Genomic DNA, 20,188 nt, shown 5'->3' with positions numbered 1-20,188 from the left:
ACTATGCGTCAGTTACGTGTCCGCGTACCCACAGGAACGGCGGAGCGATGCTTGGATCCACTCACGGCACCCTCACCACCGACTTCCGGGCCCGCGTGGTGGCCTGCGGGGAACAGCCCCGCGTCGCCGTGCACGAGACGGCCGGCGCGCGGGGCGACCGCGACTCCGGCGACCGGGACGTCAGCGGACGGCCCCTGTACGCGGCGGTGCCCGACCTGGACCGGTTCTTCCGGCCCGAGTCCATGGCGGTCGTGGGCGCGTCCGACGCCGAGGGCAGACCCAACACGGGGATCACCCGCCAGCTGGTCGCCTGGGCCGAGCGGGTCGGCGCACGGCTGCACCCGGTCCACCCGACGCGGCACACCGTGTTCGGACGGCCCTGCTTCCCTTCCGTGGCGGAGCTGCCCGAACAGGTCGACCTCGCCGTGCTGCTGGTCGCCGATCCGCTGCCGGTGATCGAGGAACTGGCCGCGGCCAAGGTGAAGTTCGCCGTCGCCTTCGCGTCCGGCTTCGCCGAGACGGGCACCGACGGCGCCGTCGCACAGCACCGTCTGGCCGCCGCGGTGGAACGGTCGGGGCTGCGGCTGCTCGGCCCGAACACCAACCTCAACGCCTTCGAGAGGTTCCGCGAGGACCTGGACGGGCCGGCGATCGCCCTGATCACCCAGTCCGGCCACCAGGGCCGCCCGCTGTTCGCCCTCCAGGAGCTGGGCATCCGACTGTCCCACTGGGCGCCGACCGGCAACGAAGCCGATCTGGAGACCGCCGACTTCATCTCCTACTTCGCCGGACGGCCCGAGGTGGGCGCCATCGCCTGCTACGTGGAAGGGCTCAAGGACGGCCGCACCTTCCTGCTCGCCGCCGACCGGGCCGCCCGGGCGGGCGTGCCGGTGGTGACGGTCAAGGTGGGGCGCACGGAGACCGGAGCCCGGACGGCCGCGTCGCACACCGGCAAGCTGACCGGTGCGGACCAGGTCGTGGACGCGGCGATGCGGCAGTTCGGCGTGATACGCGTCGACGGGCTCGACGAACTCCAGGACACCTCGGCGCTGCTGGCGCGCGCCCGTGCACCACGGGCCGACGGAGTGGTGGTCTATTCGATCTCCGGCGGTACGGGCGCGCACTTCGCCGATCTGGCGACGGCCGCGGGCCTGTCACTGCCGCGGCTGCCGGCGGCCCGGCAGGACGAACTCCACCAGTGGATCCCCGGCTACCTGAACGTCGCGAATCCCGTCGACAACGGCGGCCACCCGGTGGGCGACTGGCGCGGCCGGAAGATCATCGACTCGATCCTCGCCGACCCGGCGGTGGGCGTGCTGATCTGCCCGATCACCGGTCCGTTCCCGCCGATGAGCGACCGGCTCGCCCGGGACCTGGTGGACGCGGCGGAGGCCACGGACAAGCTGGTGTGCGTGGTGTGGGGTTCGCCGGTGGGCACGGAGGAGGCGTACCGCACGACCCTCCTCGGCTCGTCGCGCGTGGCGACCTTCCGTACGTTCGGCAACTGCATCACGGCCGTCAAGGCGTGGCTGGACCACCACCGGTTCACCCGGGCGTACCGCTCGCCGTTCGACGAGGCCCCGCGGACGCCCTCCCCTTCGTACCGCAAGGCGCAGGCGCTGATGCGTCCCGGCTGCCACCTGAGCGAGCACGCGGCGAAGCAGCTGCTGCGGGCGTACGGCATCCGCGTACCGCGCGAGCAGCTGGTGACGAGTGCGGCAGGCGCGGTCCGGGCGGCCGCCCAGGTCGGCTATCCGGTCGTCATGAAGGCATCCGGCGCGCAGCTCGCGCACAAGACGGAACTGGGGCTGGTCAGGCTCGGCCTGACGTCCGCGAGCCAGGTCCGGGACGGGTACCGCGAGCTGACCGACATCGCCCGTTATGAGGGCGTCGATCTGGACGGTGTCCTCGTCTGTCAGATGGTGGAGCCGGGTGTCGAGATGGTCGTCGGCGTCACGCACGACTCGCTCTTCGGCCCGACCGTGACCGTGGGGCTCGGCGGCGTGCTCGTCGAGGTGCTGCGGGACTCCGCGGTCCGGGTGCCGCCGTTCGGCGAGGACCAGGCCCGGTCGATGCTCGGCGAACTGCGCGGCCGGGCCCTGCTGGACGGGGTGCGGGGCGCGCCGCCCAAGGACGTCGACGCGTTCGTGGAGGTCGTGCTGCGGGTCCAGCGCATGGCGCTGGAGCTGGGCGACGACCTGGCCGAGCTGGACATCAACCCGCTGATGGTCCTGCCGCGCGGACAGGGCGCGGTGGCCCTGGACGCACTCGCCGTGTGCCGCTGAGGCGTACCCGGTGAGGCATGCGCCTGCGTGCCCCGCGCGTACCTGCGTGACATGTGCGTGCCGCCGGACCATACGGCGGTGCGCGCCGGATGTGGTGGTCCCGGGCGTGCGGGACCCGGGGCCTGGGGGCCGGTCCCGGAGCCACCCCCGTGGGTCCCGGGCCGAACCCCCCGTCCCCGGGCCCCGCACGCCCGGAGTCCTCGACCGGAAAGGTGCACCTCCCATGACACGCTCCCCCCGTGAAGCCGCCATCGAGCCGGTCGAGTCCGTCGAGTCATTGGTACAGCAGGCCACTGACAACGGGGTCTCGTGGATCACGCTGAACCGCCCGGAGGCGATGAACGCGATCACCCCCGGCCAGCGGGAACGGATCATCGCGCTGCTGGGCGCGGCCTCCGCGGATCCGGCCGTCCATGCGGTCGTCCTCACCGCCACCGGCCGGGGTTTCTGCGCCGGGGCCGACCTGCGGGGTGGTCCGGCCGCGGGCGAGCGCGTCCCCGGTGACGTCGCCCGGACGATCCGGCTGGGCGCGCAGCGGCTCGTCGCCGCCGTAATGGACTGCGAGAAGCCGGTGGTCGCCGCGGTGAACGGCACGGCCGCCGGGATCGGCGCCCACCTGGCGTTCGCCTGCGACCTCGTCCTCGCCGCCGAATCGGCGCGGTTCATCGAGGTCTTCGTACGGCGCGGGCTGGTGGCGGACGGGGGCGGTGCGTATCTGCTGCCGAGGCTGGTCGGCCCGCAGCGCGCGAAGGAGCTGATGTTCCTCGGCGACGCGCTGCCGGCGGCCGACGCGGAACGCATGGGTCTGGTCAACCGGGTCGTCCCCGACGCCGACCTCCCCAGGACCGCCCGCGCCTGGGCCGAACGCCTCGCCCAGGGACCCACCCGCGCCCTCGCCCTCACCAAGCAACTGGTGAACGCCTCCCTCGACAGCGACCGCGCGACCGCCTTCGCGGCGGAGGCGGCCGCGCAGGAGATCAACATGACGACGCACGACGCGAACGAGGGCGTGGCGGCGTTCGTGGAACGGCGGCCACCGGAGTTCCTGGGGCGGTAGCCGCGGCCGGCGGCCGCGCGCGCCGGGCATGACGCACGCGTCCCGGCCGGTAGCGGCGTGGCCGGTCGCCGACGTCCCGCCCCTTCCTATCTGACGAAACGTCAGTTTCAATGGGGGATGTGATGGGACACGCAGGGATGGCCGCCACCGCCGTCCGGTACCTCAGGTCCGTCGGCGCCGGCACTGCGGCCCCGACGGCTCCGCCGTACCCCTCCGAGGAACGGGCGCACCGGCCGCGCCCCGGGCTGCGGGCCGTCCGGGACGACGAGCGGGCTCCGCTCGACCCGGTGGAGTTCCGCTCGGTGCTCGGCCACTTCGCGAGCGGAGTCACGGTCGTCACCGCGCACGACGAGGACGGGCCGGCCGGCTTCGCCTGCCAGTCGTTCGCGTCCCTGTCGCTCGCCCCGCCGCTGGTCGTCTTCATGGTCGCGCGCACCTCCGCGACCTGGCCGCGCATCGCCCGGGCCGGCGCCTTCTGCGTGAACGTCCTGGGCGCCGACCAGAGCGAGTTGTGCCTGGGCTTCGCGGTGAGCGGCGGCGACAAGTTCGCCGGCGTGCCGTACGGCCCGGCGCCGGCGACCGGGTCCCCCCGGCTGGACGGCGTATCGGCCTGGATCGACTGCCGGATCCACGCCGTGCACACCGGCGGCGACCACCTCATCGTCGTCGGCCGGGTGGAGGCGCTCGGCGCGGAGGCCGACGACTGCGCACCCCTGCTCTTCCACCGGGGCAGGTTCGGCCGGCTCGACGGCTGACGCGGCCGCGGCGGCCCGTCAGGCCTGCAGCGGGCCCGGCGTCCGGCCGCGGCGGATGACGAGGGCCCCCTGACACCGGCGCCGGCCCGTGTGCTCACCCACGCCCGGCCGGGAGTTCACCCGCCGGTTCCGCGAGGAGGTCGGGATGAGCCCCGGGCAGTGGCTCACCCTGCGGCGGATCGAACGCGCGCGTCACCTCCTCGAATCCACGGACCTCTCGGTGGACCAGGTCACGCCGGGCGCCGGCCGCGGTACGGCGACGTCGCTGCGGCAGCACCTCCAGGCAGCGCCGGGCGCCTCCCCCCTCGGTCCACCGCCGCACGTTCGCCACCCCGCGTGCGTGAGACGTGGGAACGCCTGAGCACGGGGACCCGCGCACGGGGAGGGTCCGGGCTCGCGGGGAGGCAGCGCGGGAAGGCCTCCGGACTCGCGGGGCGCCGGTGCTCGGGAACGGACGTTCAGAAGGTGAGGACCGCGCGGGCCACCCGGCCCGCCTCCGCGTCGGCGGCCGCGCGCGCGAAGTCCTCGACGGGATAGGTGCGGGTCACCAGTTCGTCGAGCAGGAGCCGCCCCTGCCGGTACAGCGACGCGTAGAGCGCGATGTCCCGCTGCGGACGGGACGAGCCGTAGCGGCAGCCGAGGATGGACTTGTCGAGGTACATCGACGAGACGAGGAACGACGCCTCGGCGTCCGCCGGGGGCACACCGAGGAGCACGGCCTGCCCGTGGCGGTCGAGCAGGTCGACGGCCTGGCGGACGAGTGCGGTCCTGCCGACGCATTCGAAGACGTGGTCGGCGCCCCTCGGGAGGATGCCGCGGACCTCGTCGGCCGAGGCCACGAAGTGGGTCGCGCCGAACTGCCGGGCCATCGGCCCCTTCGCCGGGTTGATGTCGACGGCGACGATCGTGAGAGCGCCGGCGATGCGGGCCGCCTGGAGGACGTTGAGGCCGATGCCGCCGGTCCCGATGACCACGACGGTGTCCCCGCGGTCCACCCTGGCGCGGTTGAGCACGGCGCCGACGCCGGTCAGCACACCGCAGCCGATCAGGGCGGCGGAGGTCAACGGCACCTCGGCGGGGATCCGCACCGCCTGCACCGCCCTGACGACGGTCCGCTCGGCGAACGCGGAGTTGGAGGCGAACTGGAAGAGCGGTTCACCGCCGCGGGAGAACGGACGGCCCGGACGGCCCATGGCGCTGCGGCACATGGTGGGCCGGCCCCGGTCGCAGTCGGCGCAGGCGCCGCAGTTGGCGAGGGTGGACAGGGCCACCTGGTCTCCGGGCCCGACATGGGTCACCCCCGGGCCGACCGCCTCGACGACGCCCGCTCCCTCATGGCCGAGGACCACCGGCACCGGGAAGGGAATGGTGCCGTCCACCACCGACAGATCGCTGTGGCACAGCCCTGCCGCGGCGACCGCCACCAGCACCTCCCCCGGCCCGGGGTCGCGGACCTCCAGGTCGTCTACCACCCGGGGCTCCTTGCCGTCGAAGACGACACCTCTCATCGCGCGCTCACCTGCGCTCCCTCGGTAGGCCGAGCACCCGCTCGGCGATGATGTCCCGCTGGATCTCGTCGGAGCCGCCGTAGATCGTGTCGGCCCTGCTGAACAGGAACAGCCGCTGCGCCGCGTCGAGTTCGTACGGCCGGTCGGGCGACCAGTCCTCCGGACCGGTGGCCGCCGCGGCGCCCCGGACGAGGACGGCGAGTTCGCCGAGCCGCCGGTGCCAGCCGCCCCAGAGGAGTTTGGCGACGCTGGGCGCACCCGGGTCGTCCGTACGGCCCAGGGTGCACAGCGCGTTCCAGCGCATGGTGCTCAGTTCGGCCCACTGGCGTACCAGCCGGTCGCGGATCACCGGGTCCCGGGCGGCGCCCGTCGTGACGGCGTCCCGCACCACCGTGCGCAGTTCCTCGGCGAATCCGATCTGCTGGACCAGGGTGGACACCCCGCGTTCCAGTGCGAGCAGGCCCATGGCGACCTGCCAGCCGTTGCCCTCGCCGCCGACGACGTCGACCGCCTCGGCGCCGTCGAAGAACACCTCGTTGAACTCCGCGTCGCCGGTCATCTGGCGGATGGGCCGTACGTCGATCCTGCCGGGCTGGTCCATGGGGACCAGCAGGAACGACAGGCCGGTGTGCCGTCGCGAGCCGGGCTCGGTCCGGGCGAGGACGAAGCACCAGTCGGCGACCCGGGCGAGGGAGGTCCAGATCTTCTGTCCGGTGACGCGGTACCGGGTGCCGTCCCGCACGGCGGCGGTACGGACGGACGCCAGGTCGGAGCCGGCCCCGGGCTCCGAGTAGCCCTGGCACCACAGCTCCTCGCCCCGTGCGACGGGCGGCAGATGGCGGCGGCACTGGGCCTCGGTGCCGTAGGCGAGGAGGGTGGGGGCGAGGAGGTTCTCGCCGATGTGGCCGATCCGGGCGGGGGCGCCGGCCCGGGCGTACTCCTCCGCCCAGACGACCTGTTGGGTGAGGCTCGCCCGGCGGTTGCCGTAAACGCCCCGCTCCGTGCCGTACGGGCCACCGGCCGTGTCCCGGTCACCGGCCGCGTCGTGACCGGCCCCTCCCCGACCAGCCTTGTCCTGAACGCGCGCCGCCCGCCGGCTGCCGGCTTCGTCCTGACCGCCCGCCGCCTGCCGTCCGCCCGCCCCGCCCTGGCCGCCCGCCGTCTCCCAGCCGAGCCCGATCCAGCCGTCCGCGCCGAGTTCGCGCTCCCAGGCGCGGCTGTCCCGGGCGGCGTCCCCGGCGAGGTGCGCGGTGAGCCAGGCACGGGCCTCGGCGCGGAAGGCCTCGTCCTCCGGTCCGAACGCGAAGTCCACGGCGGCCGCCTAGGCGTTGGGGCGCCGGCCTGCGGCCGCCGCCCTGGCCATCTCGTCGAGCTGCGTCAGCAGCGGCATGGGATCGGTGCCGACCGTGCCCGGCAGGAAGTCGGCGATCTTCTCCGGGGTCCAGGCGCCGTCGGCGTAGGCCGCGCGCAGCTCCCTGGGCTGGGCCCAGACCGCGATCTTGGGGCCGGCGATCGTATAGACCTGGCCGGTGACGTTCTGGGCCTTCGCCCGGTCGGAGAGCAGATAGACGACGAGCGCGGCCACGTCCTCCGGCTCGCCGATCTCCTTGAGCTCCATGGGGACGTTCGCGGACATACGGGTACGGGCCACCGGCGCGACCGCGTTGGCGGTGACGCCGTATTTGTGCAGGCCGAGGGCCGCGCTGCGGACCAGCGAGATGATCCCGCCCTTCGCAGCGGAGTAGTTGGCCTGGGCGACGGAGCCCTGGTGGTTGCCGCTGGTGAATCCGACCAGCGTGCCGCAGCCCTGCTTCCGCATGACGGCGGAGGCGGCGCGGAAGACCGTGAACGTGCCCTTCAGATGGGTGGCGACAACGGGGTCCCACTCCTCCTCGGACATGTTGAACAGCATGCGCTCGCGCAGGATGCCGGCCGTGCAGACCACCCCGTCGACCCGTCCGAAGCGGGTCAGGGCGGTGTCCACGACGCGCTGCCCGCCGGCCATGGTGGAGATGTCGTCGGCGACCGCGACGGCCTCGCCACCCGCGGCGGCGATCTCCTCCACGACGGAGGCGGCGACCTCGGAGGCCGGTTCGGAGCCCGCGATCGAGACGCCGTAGTCGTTGACGACCACTTTCGCGCCCTCGGTGGCGCACGCGAGGGCGACGGCCCGGCCGATACCGCGTCCGGCGCCGGTGACGGCGACGACCTTGCCTGCCAAGAAGTTCCCCACGTTCCGACCCCTCCCGCAGTTTCTGACGGACCGTTAGATTTTATGGCCCGTCGGGAGCAAGAGCACAAGACCCGCAGCATCCGCGGCCTCGAAGCCCCGCCCCCAGGGACCCGCCGCGGAAGGGACACACGGCGCCGGGCCGCACCAACCGACGACAGCACCCACAGCACCGGACCAGGAGGGCCCATGGCACTGCCCGCCGAGTTCCATGAGATCGCCAAGCGCGTCAACAACTGGGGCCGCTGGGGCCCCGACGACGAGATCGGCACCCTGAACCTGATCAGCGGCGCGGTGGTGCGCGAGGCCGCCGCGACGGTACGGAGCGGCCGTCGCGTTCCGCTGGCGCTGCCGCTGCACCAGGACGGCGTGCAGACGGGGGTGATCCCGGGCCGGGTGAACCCGCTGCACGCCATGGTGCAGATCAACCAGGAGCTGTTCGGCCCGGGAACCGTCGCCACCAGCGACGACATCGTCACCATGGGCCTCCAGGCCGGGACGCACTGGGACGCGCTGCCCCATGTCTCCCACTCCGGGAGGATCTACAACGGACGCCCCGCGGACACCGTGACCGCCCACACCCGTGCCCGCTACAGCGGTATCGACAAGGTGCGCCACCTCGTCTCGCGCGGGGTGCTCCTGGACGTCGCCCGCGCGAAGGGCCTGGACCGCCTGCCGGGTGACCACGCGGTCACCCCCGAGGATCTGGAAGCGGCCGAGGAGATTGCCGGGGTCCGGGTCCGCGCGGGGGACGTCGTGCTCGTACGCACCGGGCAGATGCGCGTCTATCTGGCGGGCGACAAGCACGGCTACGCCTACCCGTCACCCGGCTTCTCGGTCCGTACACCGGAGTGGTTCCACGCCAGGGACGTGGCCGCGGTCGCCAACGACACGCTGACCTTCGAGATCTTCCCGCCGGAGCTGGAGAACCTGTGGCTTCCCGTACACGCCCTGGACCTCGTGGAGATGGGGATGCTCCAAGGCCAGAACTGGAATCTGGAGGAACTCTCCGAGGCCTGTGCCGAGGAGGGGCGGTACGCGTTCCTGCTCTCGGCGATGCCCGAGCCGTTCGTGGGCGGCACCGGCACTCCGGTCGCCCCGGTGGCCGTGCTGTAGGCACCCGCCCGCATGGGCCACCAGCCCGTAACGCGTCACCGGACGGGCCGCGCCCGGGAATTGCGGATCCGGCCTCGCCCCGGGGAACCGAACCCACCGGGTGGCGGAACGCCCTGCGCGCCCCGAGCACGGCACGGCGACCGCCACCCGGTTCCGGCGCGGGGCCGCTCCCCGGGCCCGCCGGCACCGGACCACGACCCGTACTCGCCGGGGCACCGGTCCCCGACGTCCCCTCGCAACGAATCGCTCGTTCAAGGGTGATCAGTCCCGTACACCCCGTCAACAGCAGGTCGGAGCTTTGCCCTTTATCGATGATTTGTGACGGCGCAGGAGGGTCCGTAAGCCCCGGGCTCATACGCTCCCGGCGCATACGTACACGCCGTGGCCGCGGGTGCGCCCCGGTCGACCTCGCACCAGATGCGCTTGCCCGCCCCTTCGGGCAGCCAGCCCCAGCGGTCCGCGAGACCGTCGACCAGCTCCAGACCGCGCCCGTTGGTGTCGTCCCCCTGTGCGTGCCGCGGCCGCGGGGGGCAGGAGCTGGAGTCGCTCACCTCGACCCGGACCGAACCCGCGGACTTCCCGGCGCACATCCGCAGTACCGCGGGGCAGCCGGTGTGCACGACCGCGTTGGTCACCAGTTCGGAGATCAGCAGGATGAGCGTTTCAGCGAGTGGTTCGTCGAGCCCTATGCCCGACACGACGAGACGCGATCTCGCCCACCTCCGGGCCCGGCCCACCTCCGCGGGGTCCGGCCCTACCTCCAACTGAACCTGAAGCACCTGCACCGCTCACACCATCCGAACCGGCGGACACTTCGCCTCGCGCACCGACAGGGTCACGGAACGTGATTCCCCTGCGAGACAGCATGGTTGACGTACAGTCACCGCAACAAGCGCTTCAGGCATATTCCAGCGCGAAGGAGTACCCGTGGTGCATACTGTGCGACGCGCGCCACGAGCGGTCGAACTGGAGCGCTGAGAAGGAAACCGGGTGCGGTTGCGTGCGGTCCGCGCCGCGCATACGGGCCGCCCCGGGGCCACCTCGGGGCCGGCTCCAGGACGCTCGCGCCTCAGAACGACTCGCACGCCAGGGAGAGTACCGGAGCGAGGCCCCGACTCCAGCCCGTGACGGGTCACGCATAGGACACAACTCCGTGCCCACGTTCGGTGACCGTTTCACCACAGGTCCCGGGCCAGTTCCTCCTCCAGGTCGGCGGCCGTCCGCCAGGAGCGCGCCTGGAGCCATGCCCGTTTCAGGTGCAGGTGCACATCGGACTCCCAGGTGAAACCCGTTCCGCCGTGCACCTGGAGGCAGTCCCCGGCGTTCCGCACCGCCGCATCGTCCGCCAGCAGCTTCGCAGCCGCGATCCCGGCGGCAGCCGCGCCGTCCACCGCCGCCGCGTACACGGCGGCCCGCGCGGTCCCGGTGCGCACCAGCATGCCCGCGCAGAGATGCTTGACCGCCTGGAACGAGCCGATGGGCCGCCTGAACTGCTCGCGCTGCCGGGCGTACGTGACGGCGGCCTGGAGGCTCGCCTCGGCGCTGCCGAGCTGCTGGGCGGCGGTGAGCAGCACGGCCTCCCGTGGGGCGTGGAAAGCCGTTCCTGCGGCGGGGAGCCGGTGGAGCGGAGTGAGGGGGTCGACGGACCGCACCGGCTCGGCTCCGGCCCGCAGCGGACCGGCCTCCACGGCGCGGATCGTGTCGCCGGTGGCGACGGCCCCCTCGCCCACGGGGTCCCCCCGCACGTGGTCTCCTTCCACGGGCCCCGCGCCCACGGGCTCAGCGCCCACAGCGCCCGTGCCCACGGGGTCGGCGCCCACGGGTCCCGCGCCCACGGGGTCCCCACCCACAGCGCCCGTGCCCACAGGGTCCACGCCCATGGGCCCCGCGCCCCCGGGCCCCGCGCCCATAGGGTCTGCGCCCACAGGGTTCCCGCCCACAGACCCCGTGGTGAGCACGGCGTCGGCGTCCGCCAGGTGGGGCACCAGGACACCGTCGATCCGCGCGGTGACCACGCTCTCCCCTTCGGCCGCGCCCTTCACCGCGCCGGCCGCCAGATGCGTGGCGACGAGCGGCCCCGGCAGCAGGACACGGCCGGCCTCCTCGAAGACGATGACGGCCTCCGGGAGGCCCAGGCCCGCGCCTCCCTCCTCCTCCGGCAGCCGCAGCGAGAAGAACCCCGCGGCGCCCAGCTCCCGCCACAGCGCGCGGTCGAGTGCGCCTTCCCTGTCGGCCGCCTCCCGCAGCGCCGCCTTGCCGAAGCGCCCCTCCAACAGGTCCCGTACCCCTGCCCGCAGGGCCCGCCGGTCGTCGTCCATCCGGAAGTCCACGCCGGTCACCGCCCCTTCGGCAGGCCGAGGATGCGCTCGGCGACGATGTTCCGCTGGATCTGCGAGGTGCCGGCGGCGATCGTGTACGAAAGGGAGGACAGCCGGTGCTGCGTCCAGTCCTCCGACAGGTCCAGGGAGTCGGGACCCAGCACCTCGGCCGCCATGTCGTACAGATCCTGGCGGGCGTGCGAGTAGCGCAGCTTGAGGACGGACCCGCCGGTGCCCGGCACTCCGCCGGTGCGGGTGGCCTCCGCCGCGTTCCGTTCGGTGAGCCGCCACAAGGCGGTGAACTCGGCGTGGAGCCTTCCGAGGCGGCGGCGCAGCACGGGGTCGTCCCAGCGGCCGCTCTCCCGGGCGGTACGGGCCAGTTCGCGCAGGGTGCGGCGGCACGCGACGATCTCGCCGGCGAAGGCGGTGCCGCGTTCGAAGGAGAGCGTGACCATGGTGACGCGCCAGCCGTCGTTCTCGTCGCCGACCCGGTTGGCGACCGGTATGCGCACCTCGTCGAGGAACACCTCGGCGAACTCGGCGGTGCCCACGAGGGTGCGCTGTGGCCGGACGGTGATGCCGGGGGCGTCCATGGGCATGGCGAGCCAGCTGATGCCCTGGTGCTTCGGTGCGTCGGGGTCGGTGCGCACGAGCAGTTCGCACCAGTCGGCGACCTCCGCGTGGGAGGTCCAGACCTTGGAACCGGTGACGACGTAGTGGTCGCCGTCGCGTACCGCGCGGGTGCGCAGGGAGGCGAGGTCGGAGCCCGCGCCGGGTTCGCTGAAGCCCTGGCACCAGACCTCGTCGCCGCGCAGGATCGGCGGCAGCCAGCGGGCGCGCTGCTCCTCGGTGCCCTCGGCGGCGATGGTCGGCCCCGCGTGCAGCAGTCCGACGAAGTTGGCTCCCACGTAGGGGGCCCCGGCCAGCTCGGTCTCCTCCAGGAAGACGAGGTGCCGGCTCGGGGAGGCGTCCCAGTGCAGCGTGCCGTATCCGGCCTCGTACAGGGTCCGCTGCCAGCCGGTGTCGTAGGCGCGGCGGGCGGGCCAGTCGAGCGGATCGGGTCTCGGCGGGAGGCTGGGCAGGGTGCGCGCCAGCCACCGGCGCAGCCCGGCCCGGAACTCCTCGTCCCCTTCCTCGTACGGCGTTCCCTCCGGTTCCTCGTACGGCGCTCCCTCCGATGGCCGCCGCATCAGTCGAGGTCCAGGTCCAGCATCCGGATGGCGTTGCCGCGCATCAGCTTGTGGATCGTCTCGTCGTCGAGGCCCCGGACGTGGTCGAGGGCGACTTCCCTGGTGTGCGGGAAGGTCGAGTCGACGTGCGGGTAGTCGGTCTCGAAGGTGGCGTTGTCGCGTCCCACGACGTCCAGGGAGGCGATGCCGTGCTTGTCGCGGAAGAAGCAGCAGAAGATCTGCCGGTAGTAGTAGGCGGAGGGGGGTTCGGGGATCAGGTCGCGGACCCCGCCCCAGGCCCGGTGCTCCCGCCACACGTCGTCGGCGCGTTCCAGCGCGTAGGGGATCCAGCCCATCTGGCCCTCGCTGTAGGCGAGCTTCAGCAGGGGGAACCGCACCAGGACGCCGCTGAAGAGGAAGTCCATCATCGAGGCCATGGCGTTGTTGAAGCTGAGCGAGGCCTGGACGGCGGGCGGGGCGTCCGGTGACGCGGCCGGCATCTGCGACGACGAGCCGATGTGCATGTTGACGACCGTCCCGGTCTCCTCGCAGACCGCGAAGAAGGGGTCCCAGTAGCCGGAGTGGATCGACGGCAGCCCGAGGTGGGTGGGGATCTCGGAGAAGGTGACGGCCTTCACCCCGCGCGCGGCGTTGCGCCGGATCTCGGCGACGGCCAGGCCGATGTCCCAGAGCGGGATGATGCACAGCGGGATGAGGCGGCCGCCGCTGTCGCCGCACCACTCCTCGACCATCCAGTCGTTGTAGGCGCGGACGCAGGCGAGGGCGATCTCCTTGTCCTTGGCCTCGGCGAAGGTCTGGCCGCAGAAGCGCGGGAAAGTGGGGAAGCACAGGGACGCCTCGACGTGGTTGAGGTCCATGTCCTTGAGGCGTTCCACGGGGTCCCAGCAGCCGCGGCGCATCTCGGCGCGGGTGATGCCCTCCAGGGTCATCTGGTCGCGGTCGAAGCCGACGGCAGCGATGTTCCGCTTGTACGGGAACTGGAGGTCCTCGTAGATCCACCAGTCCGCGGGTGGCCCGTCGGGGTCCATGGTGATCCGGTACCTGCCGCCGACGTAGGCGAGCTCCCCGATGCCGGCGGTGAGCGGCTGCGGCCCCCGGTCCCGGTACTTCGCGGGCAGCCAGGTCGCGAAGAGGTGCGCGGGCTCGATCACGTGGTCGTCGACGCTGACGATCCGAGGCAGCTCCGGCATGACCCCTCCTGGTTCTCCGGCGTGGCCCGTCCGTTCTCCGGCGTGGCCGACTGTCCGTTTCCAATGATCTGATGCCCCGTCAGATTCCAGGCTAGCCGCACCCCCCTGGACCGACAAGGAGGTCGGGCCTACCCTCGGCGATGCATCTGACTAACCGTCAGCTAGAAGGGGGTACGGGCATGACCGACACCGCCGCCGACCTGGGAGCGTCCCGCACGCTGTGGGAGCTCGTCGACCGCCGCGCCGCACTCACCCCGGACGTGCCCGCACTCCTCCAGGACGACCGGGTGGTCACCTTCGGCGAGCTGCGCGACCGCGCCGAGCGGGTCGCGGCCGGCCTGTACGAACAGGGCGTACGGCCCGGCGGCGTGGTGGCCTGGCAGCTGCCCACCCGTATCGAGACCGTCCTGCTGTCCCTCGCCCTGGCCCGGCTCGGCGCCGTCCAGTCCCCCGTCATCCCGTTCCACCGCGACCGCGAGACCGGGTTCGCCCTGCGCGAGTCCAAGGCCTCGCTGTTCGTGCTGCCCGGCACCTGGCGCGGCTTCGACCACACGGCCATGGCCCGCCGGCTCGGCGCGCCCCGGATCCTGGAGGCCTACGACGTACTGCCCGACGCCCGCCCGGACGTCCTGCCGCCGCCACCCGGCTCCGGCACCGACGTGCGCTGGATCTACTGGACCTCCGGCACGACCTCCGACCCCAAGGGCGTGCTGCACACCGACCGCAGCCTGATCGCCGGCGGCTCGTGCCTCGCCCGGGCCCTGGAACCCACCGCCGCCGACGTGGGCTCCATCGCGTTCCCCTACGCCCACATCGGAGGCCCGGACTACCTGGTCATGCTGCTGCTCCACGGCTTCCCGGCGGTCCTCTTCGAGCAGTTCGCGCTGCCCGGCGCACTCGACGGCTACCGCAGGCACGGCGTGACCGTCGCGGGCGGCTCGACCGCCTTCTACGCGATGTTCCTGGCCGAACAGCGCAAGCAGCCCGGGCGGCCGCTCATCCCGACGCTCCGCCTGCTCGCGGGCGGGGGTGCGCCCAAACCACCCGAGCTGTACCACGCCGTCGTCCGCGAGATGGGCTGCGTGCTGGCCCACGGCTACGGGATGACGGAAGTCCCGATGATCACCATGGGAACGCCGCACGACACCGCCGAACAGCTGGCCACCACCGAGGGCCGCCCGCCCGAGGACATGGAGATACGCATAGCCGCGGACGGCGAGGTACGTCTGCGCGGCGAGGCGGTCTGCCGCGGCTACCTGGACCCGGCGCAGACCGCCGAGGCGTTCGACGAGGACGGCTTCTTCCGCACCGGCGACCTGGGCAGGCTCACCGGATCGGGACATCTCGTCCTCACAGGTCGCCTCAAGGACGTCATCATCCGCAAGGGGGAGAACATCTCCGCCAAGGAGATCGAGGACCTGCTGCACGGACACCCGGACGTCGGCGACGCCGCGGTCGTCGGACTCCCGGACGACGTACGCGGCGAGCGGGTGTGCGTGGTCGTCGAACAACCCGAGGGAGCCTCACCGTTGACACTGGAGGACGTCGTCGCCCATCTGCGCGGGAAAGGGCTGTCCGTGCACAAGCTGCCGGAGCAGCTGGAGGTCGTGGACGCCCTTCCCCGCAACGACACCCTCCGCAAGGTGCTCAAGTACAAGCTGCGCGAACGGTTCGGCCGGTAGGTACGGGGGAACCCGTAGGGGCAAGTGATCCCGTAGGTACGGGAGATCCCGTGGCTGGGGAGAACCCGTAGGCGCGGGAGAACCCGTAGCCGCGGAAGAACCCTCGGGTATCGGAGCTCAGGAGTCGGGCTCGGACGTCACGTAGTACGCGGCGAAGGCGGTCAGTGCCTCGTCCTCCGTGACCCGGCCGTCCCCGTCCGCGTCGAGGGCGTACGCGACCCGCGTCGCCATGGCGGACTCCACGCCCAGTGCCCCCAGTACCCGCTCCACGTTGTCCCTGGCGACCCCCTCCGCACCACCGTCGGCAACCGCGATCACGGCGTGCAGGAACGGCCGGGCGATCTCCACGAAACGCCCGGGGTGGTCGCGCAGCCGCTTCACCGCGCCGGAAACGAACTCGTCGCGGGTGACCCGCTGGTCGCCGTCCACGTCGGCGATGCCCGCCATGCCCTGCCAGAAGGCCTCGGCCCCCGAGTAGAGCGCCTGTCCCTTGTCCGACCGGGCGGTCACCCCGAACTCGCCCAGTACGGCGGCCGCCGCGGCGTTGAAGTCCTGGCGGTCGATCCAGCCGTTGCCGTCCTGGTCGAAGGTGGCGAAGCGGCGGGAGATCCGCCGTTCGTACTCTGCGCTGTCCATGTGCGGACTGTACGACGTCCGGCACCCCTTCGGGGAGTACTTCGTTCCGGCACCCGAAGCACGGGGGCGCAAGTGCCGCGGTCAGGGCCGGCCCGGGGCCGAGCCCTGCCGTGCTCAGGCGCCGAGCGGCGCCGCGGCCTCCTCCCCGCCCGGCGCCGCCGGGGCGTCCCGGCGGATGTCGAAGAGCCGCAGCACGCCCAGCGCCCGCAGCACCCGGTCGACGTGCGCCCCTTCCGGCGCGCCCTCGGGCGGCAGCACCAGCCGCAGCCTGCCCCCGCACGAGCGCAGCAGCCGCCGGGCCGCGACCAGCATCCCGACACCGCTGGAGTCGCAGAACACCACCCCGGTCAGGTCCAGGACGAGGTCGCGGCGGCCCGTCGCGACCAGGTCGTGCACCCTGCGGCGCACCGAAGGCGCGGTGGCCAGGTCCAGTTCGCCGACGAGCCGCAACACGCTCCATCCCGCGTGCCCGGCACCCTCCACCACGTTCAGCGCCACAGGACCGGCCCTCCCTCGAAGCTCTGGACGGGCGGTTGCCCAGTCCCGGCCGGACGAAACCCCCTACCATCCCGGCCCGCCGCGCGGGCATTACTTGCCGGAAACTTAGGTGCCGCGACGGAGGTGCGGACTACATTCGAGGGGACGGACCGGTACGAGGTGGCACGGGTGGGCAGGTTGGGGGCCGCATGGTGAAGGAAGCACCGCCCCGCTGGGACCGCAGGATGCAGCAGCGGCTCGCACGCGGCGAGGCCGCCGCGCTCGGCGAGATGTACGACCGCTTCGCCTCGCTCGTGCACAGTCTCGCCCACCGCGTCCTCGACGACGACGACCTGGCCGACCAGGTCACCCGCGAAGTCTTCGGCTACGTCTGGGAGAACCCCGACGCCTACGACCCGAAGAAGGGCTCCATGCGCGCCTGGGTGGCCCGGCTCACCCAGCTGCAGGCCGTGCACCGGCTGCGGCAGGCGGAGGCCGCCGCCTCCGCCGAGCACGGCGGGGAGGGCGCGGAGGACGTGGAACAGAAAGTGCGGCGGGCCTCGGTGGCCGCCCGCGCCGACTACATCGTCACCTCCATGCCCGCCCCCCTGCGGCAGGCCCTGGAGCTGGCCTACTTCCAGCGCCGCGACTACCGGCAGACCGCCGCCGACCTGGGCGTCACCGAGGACGAGGCGCGCCGGCGGCTGCGGCTGGGGCTCCAGTTGCTGTCCACGGCCACCACACGGGTCGGCGACGGACCGTCCGGATACGGGCGTTCGCTGTGAACGGCCCCCTGGACCACGGCCGGGACGGCCCCGACGACGAGGGCCGTGACCGCCCCGCCGCGGACCGGTCGCCCCGCATACCCGCCCCGCGGCCGGCCGCGGACGACCTCCCGGACGGAACGCCCGTGCCCACGACCGAACCCGTACCCGCGGCCGAGCCGGACCCCGAGGGGAAGTGCGGCCCCGACGGCCGGCCCCGCCTCCGCATCGCGCCCCCGGTGGAGCCCGGCCGGGACCGGGCGCACGAAGCGCCGTCGCACGGCGTGCTGAAGTCGTTGCTCGGCGCCTGGGCCCTGTCCGCGTGCTCCGCCGAGGAGGCCGAGGCCGTCGAGAACCACCTGACCGGGTGCGCACCGTGCGCCGACGAGGCCCTGCGGCTGCGGGACGCGGTCGGACTCCTGCACATGGAACGCAACCTCGATCTCGACCCGCTGCTGCGCTCCAGGGTGCTGGAGGGCTGCCTCGGGCGCCGTCCGGCCCGGATCCCGGTGCCCGCGTGGGCCGCACCGTACGACGCGGAGACCGCCCGGCTGGACGCGCTGCTCAACGACTTCGGCGAGTCCGAGTGGCACGCCCCGGTCAGCCTCAAGTGGTTCGACGGCGAGCGCACGGTGAGCCGGGAGACCACGGTGGCCGGGGTGATCGGCCATCTGATGACCGTCGACGGCCTCGTCGCCACGTCCCTGGGGCTCGCCGATCCGCTCGGCCGGCACGCTCCCGGCCGGACCGCCGGGCCCAGCGAGCGCACGGACGTGTACTGGTCCACCGCCGGGCAGCCGCTGACCCGGGAGGTGCGCGAGCCCTGGCGTGAGCAGAGCCACACGCTCATCCGCACGGTGTCGTTCGCCGGCCGCGGCGTGGCCGAGCTGTCCGTGTCGTACGGCGGGTCCGGGCGCGGCTCCGGGCTGAGCCTCGACGACGCCCTGCTGGAGCGCGCCTTCGAGTGCTGGATCCATGCGGGCGACATCGCGGACGCGGTGGACTATCCGTACGACCCGCCGGTGGGAGCCCACCTCAACCGCATGATCGACCTGGCCGCGCGGCTGCTGCCCGGAGTCCTGGCGGCACGCCGCCGCGCCGGGCTCGCCGGCCCGACCCGTGGGCTGGTCGCGGCCGGGTCCCCGGGCCGTTCGCTGCGGCTGGAGATCGAGGGAGCGGGCGGCGGCGACTGGTACATCGCCCTGGACTCCCCGGGTGCGGTCGGGTCGCCCGACCACCAGGTGGCGCAGGTCGCCCTCGACGGGGTCGAGTTCTCCCGCATCGTGGCGGGCCACGTCCCTCCGGAGGAGGCAGCCGTCGGCCACGACGGGGACCGCGAGGCCATCCGCGACGTGCTCTTCGCGGCGGCCTCCCTCAGCCGGCTGTGAGGCAGCCGGCTGTGAGACCACGGGCTGTGAAGGCCGCCGCCGCTCCGCACCGGTCCGCCCTCGACGGACCGGGCCCGGGAGCGGACGGCTCCCGGGCGGATCGTGACTAGGCGAAGACGACCGTGCGGCGGCCGTTGAGCAGGATGCGGTGTTCCGCGTGCCACTTGACGGCGCGGGCCAGGGCCTGGCACTCCACGTCACGGCCGATCGCGACGAGCTGCTCCGGGGTGACCTCGTGGCCGACGCGCTCGACCTCCTGCTCGATGATCGGGCCCTCGTCGAGGTCCGCGGTCACGTAGTGCGCGGTCGCGCCGATCAGCTTCACACCCCGCTGGTGCGCCTGGTGGTACGGCTTGGCGCCCTTGAAGCTCGGCAGGAAGGAGTGGTGGATGTTGATGACCCGGCCGGCGAGCTGCTTGCACAGGTCGTCGGAGAGCACCTGCATGTAGCGGGCGAGGACGACCAGATCGACGTTCTCCTCGCGGACCAGCTCCAGCAGCCGCGCCTCGGCGTCCGCCTTGGTGTCGCGGGTGACCGGAATGTGGTGGAACGGGATACCGTACGAGCCGACGAGCTCGGCGAAGTCCGTGTGGTTGGAGACGACGGCGGCGATCTCGACCGGCAGGGCGCCGATCCGGGCGCGGAAGAGCAGGTCGTTGAGGCAGTGACCGAACTTGCTCACCAGCAGGACGATCCGCATGCGCTCCTCGGCGCGGTGGATCTGCCAGTCCATGGCGTACGAGTCGCCGACCGCGGCGAAGCTGGCGCGCAGTTTCTCCACGGAAACGGGCGCCTCGGCGGAGAAGTGGACCCGCATGAAGAAGAGACCGGTCTCACGGTCGCCGAACTGCTGGCTGTCCACGATGTTGCAGCCGGTGATGAAGAGGTAGCTCGACACGGCGTGCACGATGCCCTGTCTGTCCGGGCAGGACAGGGTCAGGACGTACTCATCGGTGATGGCGGGCTGCGTCGAGGTCATCCCCGTAGCGTGCCACACCCCCGGGGTCGGCTGCTCAGGCCGTCCGCGTGATGATCCGGAGGACGTCCAGGGAGCGCGGAGGGGCGTCCGGGTCCTCGCCGTCGTTGGTGGCGAGAACCACATGGGCGTCACGGGCCGCCCGGACCGCCTCCGGCCAGCCCTGGTGCTCCATGTACGCCGTCACCGGGGCGTCCGCCCCGACCTGGTGCATGATCCTCAGCACGCGCAGGACGGCGACGTCGACCAGCGCGGCCTCGTTCACATCCCGGAAGATCGTCCCGACGTACTTCTCGGCGGACCAGTTGTCCAGCCAGGTGTCCTCGACCAGCCGGTACACGGCGTCGGTGACGTCCCCGTACCCCTCGCTCGGGGTCAGCCAGCACTCCTGCTGGAACACGGGATCGGAAAGCATGTGCAGCGCCGAGCGCACGTTCGCACGCCAGCGCCACCACGGCATGTCGTTCAGCGGCATGCCGCCCATGGTGGAGGAGCGACTGCCGCGACGGGAAGAGTTCACCGAACCTTGCACGGTTCCCGATCGTACGTTCCCGCCCATCGCGGACGAGACGGCCCCCGTAATTCACCTCGATGTCACCTTGCGTTGAGCGAACCT

The 20,188-nt window shown here is 72.7% G+C and carries 18 protein-coding genes and 1 pseudogene; 8 read left to right on the top strand and 11 right to left on the bottom strand.

What is annotated here, in order from left to right; genetic code table 11:
• The first annotated feature begins 47 nt into the window (after nt 1–47).
• The 4 genes and pseudogenes from ACZ4Z5_RS27180 to ACZ4Z5_RS27165 form a co-directional block, all read left to right on the top strand.
• Complete coding sequence (locus ACZ4Z5_RS27180) at nt 48–2,285, top strand: acetate--CoA ligase family protein (RefSeq protein ID WP_468267213.1); 2,238 nt, start codon at nt 48–50, stop codon at nt 2,283–2,285.
• A gap of 223 nt (nt 2,286–2,508) precedes the next feature.
• The gene (locus ACZ4Z5_RS27175) at nt 2,509–3,342 is read left to right on the top strand and encodes an enoyl-CoA hydratase/isomerase family protein (protein ID WP_468267211.1); all 834 of its coding nucleotides are present in this window, start codon (nt 2,509–2,511) and stop codon (nt 3,340–3,342) included.
• 137 nt (nt 3,343–3,479) lie between these two features.
• Nucleotides 3,480–4,097, top strand: a complete 618-nt coding sequence (locus tag ACZ4Z5_RS27170) for a flavin reductase family protein (RefSeq protein ID WP_468267272.1) — start codon at nt 3,480–3,482, stop codon at nt 4,095–4,097.
• Between the two features lie 109 nt (nt 4,098–4,206).
• A pseudogene (locus ACZ4Z5_RS27165) lies at nt 4,207–4,441 on the top strand (helix-turn-helix domain-containing protein); the annotation flags it as partial.
• Between the two features lie 114 nt (nt 4,442–4,555).
• On the opposite strand, the gene ACZ4Z5_RS27160 reads toward ACZ4Z5_RS27165, so the two are convergent.
• Genes ACZ4Z5_RS27160 through ACZ4Z5_RS27150 form a run of 3 tightly spaced genes read right to left on the bottom strand, consistent with a single transcriptional unit; the run spans nt 4,556 to nt 7,838 of the window.
• Nucleotides 4,556–5,605: a Zn-dependent alcohol dehydrogenase gene (locus ACZ4Z5_RS27160; RefSeq protein WP_468267209.1), complete on the bottom strand. Its 1,050-nt coding sequence runs from the start codon at nt 5,603–5,605 to the stop codon at nt 4,556–4,558.
• A 7-nt stretch (nt 5,606–5,612) separates the two neighbouring features.
• On the bottom strand, nt 5,613–6,917 hold the full coding sequence (locus tag ACZ4Z5_RS27155; RefSeq protein ID WP_468267207.1) for an acyl-CoA dehydrogenase family protein: 1,305 nt from the start codon (nt 6,915–6,917) through the stop codon (nt 5,613–5,615).
• A 9-nt stretch (nt 6,918–6,926) separates the two neighbouring features.
• Nucleotides 6,927–7,838 carry an SDR family oxidoreductase gene (locus ACZ4Z5_RS27150; protein WP_468267204.1) on the bottom strand — a complete coding sequence of 304 codons (912 nt, stop codon included), beginning with the start codon at nt 7,836–7,838 and terminating at the stop codon, nt 6,927–6,929.
• Nucleotides 7,839–8,024: 186 nt separating this feature from the next.
• Between ACZ4Z5_RS27150 and ACZ4Z5_RS27145 the strand changes: the two genes are divergently transcribed.
• On the top strand, nt 8,025–8,951 hold the full coding sequence (locus ACZ4Z5_RS27145; protein ID WP_468267202.1) for a cyclase family protein: 927 nt from the start codon (nt 8,025–8,027) through the stop codon (nt 8,949–8,951).
• Between the two features lie 305 nt (nt 8,952–9,256).
• Here the strand turns inward: ACZ4Z5_RS27145 and ACZ4Z5_RS27140 are convergent, their stop codons facing one another.
• The 4 genes from ACZ4Z5_RS27140 to ACZ4Z5_RS27125 all read right to left on the bottom strand — a co-directional run bounded on the left by ACZ4Z5_RS27140 (nt 9,257) and on the right by ACZ4Z5_RS27125 (nt 13,649).
• A complete protein-coding gene (locus ACZ4Z5_RS27140; protein WP_468267200.1) occupies nt 9,257–9,736 on the bottom strand; it encodes an ATP-binding protein in 480 nt (159 codons plus the stop codon).
• A 390-nt stretch (nt 9,737–10,126) separates the two neighbouring features.
• Complete coding sequence (locus ACZ4Z5_RS27135; RefSeq protein WP_468267270.1) at nt 10,127–11,281, bottom strand: acyl-CoA dehydrogenase family protein; 1,155 nt, start codon at nt 11,279–11,281, stop codon at nt 10,127–10,129.
• A 5-nt stretch (nt 11,282–11,286) separates the two neighbouring features.
• The gene (locus ACZ4Z5_RS27130; protein WP_468267198.1) at nt 11,287–12,459 is read right to left on the bottom strand and encodes an acyl-CoA dehydrogenase family protein; all 1,173 of its coding nucleotides are present in this window, start codon (nt 12,457–12,459) and stop codon (nt 11,287–11,289) included.
• Entirely contained in the window at nt 12,459–13,649 is a 1,191-nt protein-coding gene (locus ACZ4Z5_RS27125) for an amidohydrolase family protein (RefSeq protein ID WP_468267196.1), read from the bottom strand. The genes ACZ4Z5_RS27130 and ACZ4Z5_RS27125 overlap by 1 nt, the downstream gene beginning before the upstream one ends.
• 179 nt (nt 13,650–13,828) lie before the next feature.
• On the opposite strand from ACZ4Z5_RS27125, the gene ACZ4Z5_RS27120 reads away from it, so the two are divergent.
• Nucleotides 13,829–15,331, top strand: a complete 1,503-nt coding sequence (locus ACZ4Z5_RS27120) for a class I adenylate-forming enzyme family protein (RefSeq protein WP_468267194.1) — start codon at nt 13,829–13,831, stop codon at nt 15,329–15,331.
• A gap of 117 nt (nt 15,332–15,448) precedes the next feature.
• Here ACZ4Z5_RS27120 and ACZ4Z5_RS27115 read toward each other — a convergent pair whose 3' ends face one another.
• Nucleotides 15,449–15,967, bottom strand: a complete 519-nt coding sequence (locus ACZ4Z5_RS27115) for an EF-hand domain-containing protein (protein WP_468267192.1) — start codon at nt 15,965–15,967, stop codon at nt 15,449–15,451.
• Between the two features lie 114 nt (nt 15,968–16,081).
• Nucleotides 16,082–16,465, bottom strand: a complete 384-nt coding sequence (locus tag ACZ4Z5_RS27110) for an STAS domain-containing protein (RefSeq protein ID WP_468267190.1) — start codon at nt 16,463–16,465, stop codon at nt 16,082–16,084.
• 188 nt (nt 16,466–16,653) lie between these two features.
• Between ACZ4Z5_RS27110 and ACZ4Z5_RS27105 the strand changes: the two genes are divergently transcribed.
• Both ACZ4Z5_RS27105 and ACZ4Z5_RS27100 read left to right on the top strand, forming a co-directional pair.
• Nucleotides 16,654–17,229, top strand: a complete 576-nt coding sequence (locus ACZ4Z5_RS27105) for a sigma-70 family RNA polymerase sigma factor (RefSeq protein WP_468267188.1) — start codon at nt 16,654–16,656, stop codon at nt 17,227–17,229.
• Complete coding sequence (locus ACZ4Z5_RS27100; RefSeq protein ID WP_468267186.1) at nt 17,226–18,596, top strand: zf-HC2 domain-containing protein; 1,371 nt, start codon at nt 17,226–17,228, stop codon at nt 18,594–18,596. The genes ACZ4Z5_RS27105 and ACZ4Z5_RS27100 overlap by 4 nt, the downstream gene beginning before the upstream one ends.
• Nucleotides 18,597–18,702: 106 nt before the next feature.
• On the opposite strand, the gene purU is transcribed toward ACZ4Z5_RS27100, so the two are convergent.
• Nucleotides 18,703–19,575, bottom strand: a complete 873-nt coding sequence (purU, locus tag ACZ4Z5_RS27095; protein WP_468267184.1) for a formyltetrahydrofolate deformylase — start codon at nt 19,573–19,575, stop codon at nt 18,703–18,705.
• Nucleotides 19,576–19,609: 34 nt separating this feature from the next.
• Nucleotides 19,610–20,056 (bottom strand): SCO4402 family protein, encoded by a 447-nt coding sequence (locus ACZ4Z5_RS27090; protein ID WP_468267268.1) that lies wholly within the window; start codon nt 20,054–20,056, stop codon nt 19,610–19,612.
• Between the last annotated feature and the right edge of the window lie 132 nt (nt 20,057–20,188).

The sequence above is a fragment of the Streptomyces sp. NPDC030222 genome (assembly GCF_055573115.1).
Note: the sequence above shows the minus strand (reverse complement) of the source record. Positions and strands in the feature narration are given on the sequence as shown.